Annotated in this window: 7 protein-coding genes; 4 read left to right on the top strand and 3 right to left on the bottom strand. The window is 48.5% G+C overall.

Features of this window, described 5'->3' with window-relative positions:
• Positions 1-1675, top strand: a 1675-nt coding sequence (locus ACFTRD_RS22255; RefSeq protein ID WP_379383823.1) for an InlB B-repeat-containing protein, incomplete at its 5' end; no start/stop codon positions are given.
• 98 nt (positions 1676-1773) lie between these two features.
• Here ACFTRD_RS22255 and ACFTRD_RS22250 read toward each other — a convergent pair.
• The 3 genes from ACFTRD_RS22250 to ACFTRD_RS22240 form a co-directional block, all read right to left on the bottom strand.
• Positions 1774-3198: a YfcC family protein gene (locus ACFTRD_RS22250; RefSeq protein WP_379383821.1), complete on the bottom strand. Its 1425-nt coding sequence runs from the start codon at positions 3196-3198 to the stop codon at positions 1774-1776.
• A 4-nt stretch (positions 3199-3202) separates the two neighbouring features.
• Positions 3203-4396, bottom strand: coding sequence for a M20 family metallopeptidase (locus ACFTRD_RS22245; protein ID WP_379383819.1), 1194 nt, complete (start codon positions 4394-4396; stop codon positions 3203-3205).
• A gap of 371 nt (positions 4397-4767) precedes the next feature.
• The gene (locus tag ACFTRD_RS22240; protein ID WP_379383817.1) at positions 4768-5676 is read right to left on the bottom strand and encodes a LysR family transcriptional regulator; all 909 of its coding nucleotides are present in this window, start codon (positions 5674-5676) and stop codon (positions 4768-4770) included.
• Between the two features lie 167 nt (positions 5677-5843).
• Here ACFTRD_RS22240 and ACFTRD_RS22235 point away from each other — a divergent pair, with 167 nt between their 5' ends.
• The 3 genes from ACFTRD_RS22235 to ACFTRD_RS22225 are packed head-to-tail and all read left to right on the top strand — an operon-like array spanning position 5844 to position 7296.
• A complete protein-coding gene (locus tag ACFTRD_RS22235) occupies positions 5844-6413 on the top strand; it encodes a TetR/AcrR family transcriptional regulator (protein ID WP_379383815.1) in 570 nt (189 codons plus the stop codon).
• A complete protein-coding gene (locus ACFTRD_RS22230) occupies positions 6413-6850 on the top strand; it encodes a DMT family transporter (protein WP_379383813.1) in 438 nt (145 codons plus the stop codon). The genes ACFTRD_RS22235 and ACFTRD_RS22230 overlap by 1 nt, the downstream gene beginning before the upstream one ends.
• Positions 6847-7296: a YvaD family protein gene (locus ACFTRD_RS22225; protein ID WP_379383811.1), complete on the top strand. Its 450-nt coding sequence runs from the start codon at positions 6847-6849 to the stop codon at positions 7294-7296. The genes ACFTRD_RS22230 and ACFTRD_RS22225 overlap by 4 nt, the downstream gene beginning before the upstream one ends.
• The last annotated feature ends 54 nt before the right edge of the window (positions 7297-7350 follow it).

The following is a 7350-nucleotide window of genomic DNA, read 5'->3' as shown; positions in this document are numbered from 1 at the left end:
CGCATCTAATGGTGGTTCAGTCGTTGCTGATCAATCTATTCAACATGGTGACTTGGCGGCTGCACCTGACATTCCAACCAAAGCAGGACACACTTTCGGTGGATGGTATACCGATTCAGGATTGAGTCAGGCTTTTGATTTCGACACTACCACCGTTACCGCTGATATCACTCTGTATGCAAAATGGACGGTCAACTCCTATACCGTTAATTTCGATTCTAATGGTGGTACAGTCGTTGCTGATCAGACGGTCCCATATGGTGAATTGGCGGCTGCACCTGACATTCCAACCAAAGCAGGACACACTTTTGCCGGCTGGTATCATGAACCTGAACTGAGTACGCCATTTGACTTGAATACTGCATCGATTGTCCAGGACACCACATTGTATGCAAAATGGGCACCAAACACATATACGGTAACTTTCAATACACTTGGAGGATCCACAGTATCCGATATAGCTGTTGAATACGAAAAGAAACTTTCTGCACCTGCTTCGCCAAGCCGTTCCGGCTATACGTTTGCAGGTTGGTATACAGACCCCGAGTTGAAGACACCATTCAACTTTGCTCAAACAGTAATTACAGCCGATCTGACCTTATATGCCAAATGGAGTGTTAATTCCACGCCACCGTCAAGTGGGAGTGGTGGTAACAGCAGCGGCGGCTCCGGTAACCAGAATAACAACGGGTCGAGCGGTAATCCTTCGCCACCTAACACAACGAATTCATCCAATAATGGCCGTTTAACCCTCGCATCGGGGCAGGTCGGGCAAGTAAGTTTGGGCGGTGGCATCGCTGTAAATATCCCTGCGGGGGCAATGAACCAGGAACTCAGAGTCACTATCGAACAGATTGCAGATCCTTCTGCCTTGCTGACCCATCAGATCCAACTGCTCAGCCCGGTATATGAACTGCTCAAAAATGTTCCGCAAAACTTCAAAGTACCCGTAACATTAACGCTGACATTTGATTCATCAAGCTTACAGCGCAATCAGCGGGCTGAACTATTTTACTTTGATGAACAGGATAAGGTTTGGCTCTCCGCCGGTAAATCATCTGTGAATGGAAATCAAATTCGGGTAGACATAGACCATTTCACCAAATTTGCCGTATTGGCGGTTGATCAGCCCAAGGAGCCGACAGAAATTTCATTTAATGATGTCGAAGGTCACTGGGCGAAAGAAGTCATCCAACAGGCTATTCGTAAAGGCATAGTGAAAGGATATGCCGATGGAACATTTAAGCCGAATGCATCCATTACACGTGCAGAGTTTACGGTGATGCTGATGAATGCATTGCAAACAGAGTACACGGAAGCGACTTTATCTTTTACCGATCGTTCAAAAATAGGAGACTGGGCACAGTCTGCTATAGCACGTGCCGTGCAAGCGGGATTCATTCAGGGAGACACCGACGGGGCCTTTCGCCCTAACGAGGCTGTAACTCGTGCAGAGATGGCTGTCATGGTAGCTAGCGCCTTGCAATTGAAGGCAGAATCCGGCACCGGCTCACCCTTTGCAGACGATGAACTGATTCCGCTGTGGGCCAGAGCATCTGTCGCCGGCTTGCAAAAGTCCGGGCTATTGAACGGCAAAGGACTGAACAATTTTGCCCCCAGAGACAACACTACACGTGCAGAAGCGGTGAAGTTACTGCTGAGCATGCCAAAATAACAAGCCATAAAAAAAAGCCTGCGTTCTGGCAGCGCCCTCTCGAAACTGGATATAACAGTTTGAGAGGGACTACCATAAAACACAGGCTTTTTACTTTTTTAAGAATACTGAATTGCATTTGCAATAAGCATAAATACAATACCCATGGCGATCCACATCACCATCAGCGGCCAGAAGAATCTAACCCATTTCTGATACGGAATGCCGGATACCGCGAGACTGCCCATTAAGGCAGAGGACGTTGGCAGAATCATGTTGGTGAATCCATCTCCGAACTGGAAGGCCAGGACGGCTGTCTGACGGGTAACGCCGAGCAGATCCGATAAGGGAACCATGATCGGCATCGTCGTCACGGCCATGCCTGTACCGGACGTGATGAACACGTTCATGATATTTTGGAAGAAGTACATACCCAATACCTGTACGGAAGATGGCAATTCGCCAACCAGTGTAGACATTCCGTAAACTACAGAATCAATCACGTTACCCTGATCGAGGACAACCATGATGCCTCTTGCCAGACCGATGATAAAGGCACCATAAGCGATGCTGCTTGCGCCTTTGACGAATTCACTGGCAATCCGGCTAGGACCGAACCCGGACACGAGACCAGAGATCACACCCATGCTAAGGAAGAGAGCCGCCAACTCCTCCATCCACCAGCCTTCTTTGGATACTCCCCAGATCAGCAGGGCAAAGCCAGCTACAATCGTAATGATAGTCAGAATATGTGTGATGCGAATCGTTGGCAGTTGATTCAGGTCCACCGCAGTTGTATCTGCTGCCTGCTCCTGTTCCAGCTCATGCACCAAACCGCGGGTTGGATCAGACTTCACTCTGGACGCATACCGCATAATATAGATACTTGTCACAGAGATGAGGCACACCAGAATAATCGCCCGTAACCACATGCCTGAGAAGATCGGAACTTCTGCAATAGCCTGAGCCAATCCCACGTTGAACGGATTGAGCAGTCCGGCAGTAAAACCACACGATGCCCCCAGCGAGATCATTGCCGTACCCGTTAGAGCGTCATATCCCAGTGCACGTGCGATGGCGATTCCGATCGGGACAAAGACCATGACCTCCGTGGACATCCCCATCGTAAACCCGCCAATAGAGAACAGGGTAATAAATACCGGGATGACCCATAATCCCTTGTTGGCAAACGATCGAGCTACCCTGCCTGTAAGGGCTTCAATTGTTCCCGTGCTCGTAATGATCTGAAATGCTCCGCCGATGATGAAAATAAAGAATACAACGTCCGCAGAATCAACCAGTCCGCGAACGATAGACTTGGGAATATCCCACAATCCTGTTGGATTGGCCTCTACATGATGGTATGAACCCGGGACGAGCAAGGATTTGCCGGTCGCCTCATCCTTGACCCGATCGAATTCCCCTGCGGGAATAATGTAGGTCAGCACGGTCGCTACCAGCACCAGAATGAACAAGATGACAAAGGTGTGAGGCATCTTGAACCATTTACGCCGTTGTTGTGGTTGTTTTGTTATGTTCTCCAATGCATCATCCCTCGTCCTTCTGTTTGTTCCACGCTTCAAACTCATTCCGTACCTGCTCCAATGCTGCCTTGTCTGCATACAAATCGAACGCTGTAAGTGCGAGTGCCTTCGCCGCACGATTCAGCTCAATCATGCCCTCTTCTGCTCCGGCAAGCCGGGCAAATTCAGGCGTGTGTGTTGTTGCGTCCCCTAACCGAATATACGGATGAATCGCGGCTGTGATTTGGCTTACGTTACCGATATCGGAGGAACCGACACCGCCTGTTTGTGGTGGATCATGCACTTCAATACCCATGTCCTCCAGGTTCTGCCGGAACAGACCCGCCAGAGCCTTGTTGTTATTCCGCTCGGCATAGATGAGGCCTTCCGTAATATCTACCGTAGCCCCAACACCTTCCGCAGCATGGCGTACGACGCGGTATACTTTATCCATGACCACCTTCAGTTCCTCGACTGTCTTGGCCCGGATGATGTATACCGCTTCAGCCAGTTCAGGCACCACGTTGGGCGCATCTCCGCCTTTGGTGATGATTCCGTTCACCCGAACGTCATCCTTCAAATAAGGACGCAGCGAGTTAATCCCCGCATACGCGTTGACCAAGGCATCGAGTGCACTAATGCCTTTCTCGGGAGACGAGGCAGCATGAGCCTGTCTGCCGTGGAACGTAAAGGTCGCGTCCACACAAGCCAGCGCACCTCTCAGCACCATCGTTTTTTGCTGCGGGTGACACATCATGACGGCATCGATCTCATCGAATACACCATCGTTTACCATAATGATTTTGCCGCCACCCTCTTCTTCAGCCGGTGTGCCAAGAACGATGATCCGTCCCGGAAGATCAGGACAAACTTCCTTGAGTACCAGTGCTGCACCAACAGCAGCGGTTCCGATCAGATTGTGTCCGCAGGCATGTCCAATGCGGGGCAGTGCATCATATTCAGCGAGTAGTGCAATCGTAGGTCCTCCAGGCTGGCCTTCCCATACGGCTCGAAACGAGGTGTCGAGGCCGGAAATGCCTTTTTCCACCTGAAATCCGGCTGCTTCCAACGGTTCGGTTAACCATTGTTGTGCTTGAACTTCCTGAAAACTAAGCTCAGGGTTAGCGTGAATGCGCAGGGATAATTCCCGCAAGTCAGGGTCCAGCCGATCTACGGTTTCTTTGATCTTTTGCTTCATATGAGCAGGGTCAGTATACATATTTTTGCCGCCTTTCTCCAAACACAGCATTTCTATATTCAATTTAATCGAATAAATATACAATCAGATTGGATATATTGTATGTGTGACCAAGCCATAAGTAAATTCAAAAAAATTAAGGAATAGCCCATAAAAAATTTTATGGGCTCGTTTGGTATTTACATATGGATATCATGAGATGTCAGCATATTACTGGTTCATTTATACTTTTATCAAGACAGCGTCAATATACATTTTGATCTTATGTACATCCTTTGAATGGATAATCCTTATGAAAAGGATACCGCCCAATAGCAATAAAACACTCTTTATGGCAAGAAAACAGCGGATAATTATGCATAAAGCAATGCACCTAGTTCACTACGTCTGTATCAGCCTCTACCCACAACATGCTGTGTTCCCGCCGTTTTCATCAAATCGACAAAGCGACCCACCGTTGCCTGTTGCAGCACACTTTCCTTATAGACAAGCCACGTATTCCGCCTTACTCCCTGTCCATTCTGTCGGATCAGTTCCTGCTGATGGAGGCCATCCGAAGCGGATACAAAGATACCCGGAATAATCGCATAGCCCAGGCCATACCGCACCATTTCCTTACAAGTCTCATAGCTGTCCACACGCATCGCTATGGTTGGTGAACGTTCAAAACGCTCATACCACCAGGCAGCTACTCCCTCTCGGAAGGGGCTTGCGGGCGAACCACCCGCTTTCGTCAAGGGCTCCTGAAATGCAATTTGCGGATGATTCGGAAGTTGATCCAGGTCAATGGGTTCACGGGATACAATGCAGACCGGCTCATCGTGAAGCAGATGTTTCCCCTCATACCATGGATGCTCACCCCGTATGACACCCACCTGAATTTCATCCCGCATCAACAGCTCCATAACCTCTACGCTCAGAGCACAGGTCACAGCAAACTGAACCTCTGGGTACAGCTCCTTGAACTGTTTTAACAACGGAGGAAGCTTGTACAACGAATAATGATTGGCAATCCCAAGGCGCAATGTTCCCTTAACTTCATTACGAATGTTCGACAGCTGTTCCTTGACTTGATTGAGTTCATTCAACATTTTACGGGCATACATTGCCAGATGCTCTCCCTCAGGAGTGAATCTGGCACCCTTTAACGTTTTATCGATCAGCGGTACGCCAAATTCCTTCTCCAATTGCTGCAAACGATATGTCAAAGCCGGCTGGGTCATAAACATGCGCTCCGCAGCCTTGGTGAGACTGCTTTCTTCGGAAACGCTCAACAGCAAACGGCAGTCCTTTTCATCCATGACCATGTCCCCCCTTCACTTCTCGTCTCATCAGTATAACCTCTATAGTCCTGCAGAAGTGCCTCTCCTTGACACAAACGGATACGAGATTTAAAATATGGAAAATTAGAAAAATAAAATAATTTATTTATTTTCCTATGAACTTTGGGACAGGAGGACATTTTAATATGGTTAAAGAACACATCCTTGATGTTGCGCGTACAGAGGTGATACGCAGCGGCTTTAGATTCAGTATGAATGACTTGTCCACCCAGCTTGGAATGAGCACCAAAACCATATATGAACTCTTCTCCTCCAAAGAAGACTTGCTCACTGCCCTGCTTGAAACTTCACTCGCTGAGATCGTGGAGAAGGAAGAGCAACTACTGAGGGATCCTTCACTCTCCAATCGGTCCAAGTTAAGACAATCCCTTGTCATGCTGCCAGCCGATCTGGTTATGTTCGATCTCAGGCGTTTGTCAGAATTGCAACGATATTATCCAGCCGTCTGGAGCAAGTTGGATCGCTTTATAGCGGGGCACTGGGATGAGATCAGACAACTGATTCAGACAGGGAAAGCATCCGGCGAACTGCGTGCATTCGATACCGAAATTTTTGTACAGGTATACATTGGTGGGTTGTACAGGTTGATGGAACACTCGGCAAGCGGATCATTCAGCGGAGGCACATTGTCGGCAGCACTGCAGGAGATGGTAGACATGCTGCTGGAAGGCGTGCTGCCAAAGGAGGAGCAATAATGGCATGGGTTTGGCTCTCTATAGCCATTTTATTCGAGGTTGCCGGGACAATCTCCATGAAATTGTCGGAAGGACTCAGCAAACCAGGGCTTGCTGTACTTATGGGGGCTTTTTATCTTATCAGTTTCGGTGTCATGAGTCTGGCCTTGAAAGAAATTCCCGTTAGTATCGCTTATGCCATATGGTCCGGAGCTGGCATCACCATCCTGGCCGTTGTTGGACTGTTCGCGTTTCAGGAACCGATGACCTGGTTAAAGGCAGGATCACTGCTACTCATTATTCTCGGTGTGGCTGGATTGAGGATAAGCAGCCCGGAAGCCAAGGTATCCAACTATTCTACCAGCTCGATAACCGGGTACTCGTCTTCCGCAGCACCAATGGAAGTGTCGATCCATCCATTGGCTGAATCGGCTTCTATCAAGGAGGAATCACGTTGAGCCGTTCGTTAAAAACTCTGTTTCTGCTCACGGATATTGGTTTTATTTTATACTGGATTGTGACTTGGGGAGCGTGGATTCCAAAAGAATACCTGTATCAGGATTATACCAATCCCCTGCTGGTATCGTGGAACCTGTCTTTTCTGCCGCTTGATCTACTCATCTCAGCGACAGGGCTTTACTGTCTGTTCCTGCTGCGCCATTCCGATCAACGCTGGCGGTTAGTCGCCTTGATCTCTCTTGTCCTGACCTTTTGTTCCGGGCTTCAGGCCATTGCCTTCTGGTCGTTCCGTGCAGACTTCGACTGGAGCTGGTGGGTTCCGAACCTTTACTTGATGATCTATCCGTTATTCTATATACGGGCGCTTTTCAGTAGTAACGACCCTGCTACCTTACAACAGACTTCCACGACTCCACAGTCTGGTTCCAGTACTTCTGTTACCTGATACAATGAATCACTATGGTTATGGGTTATGGGTTATGGGTTTTAATCATAAGAA

Source organism: Paenibacillus sp. NPDC056933, assembly GCF_042674385.1.
In the GTDB taxonomy this organism is placed as follows: Bacteria; Bacillota; Bacilli; order Paenibacillales; family Paenibacillaceae; genus Paenibacillus.
Note: the sequence above shows the minus strand (reverse complement) of the source record. Positions and strands in the feature narration are given on the sequence as shown.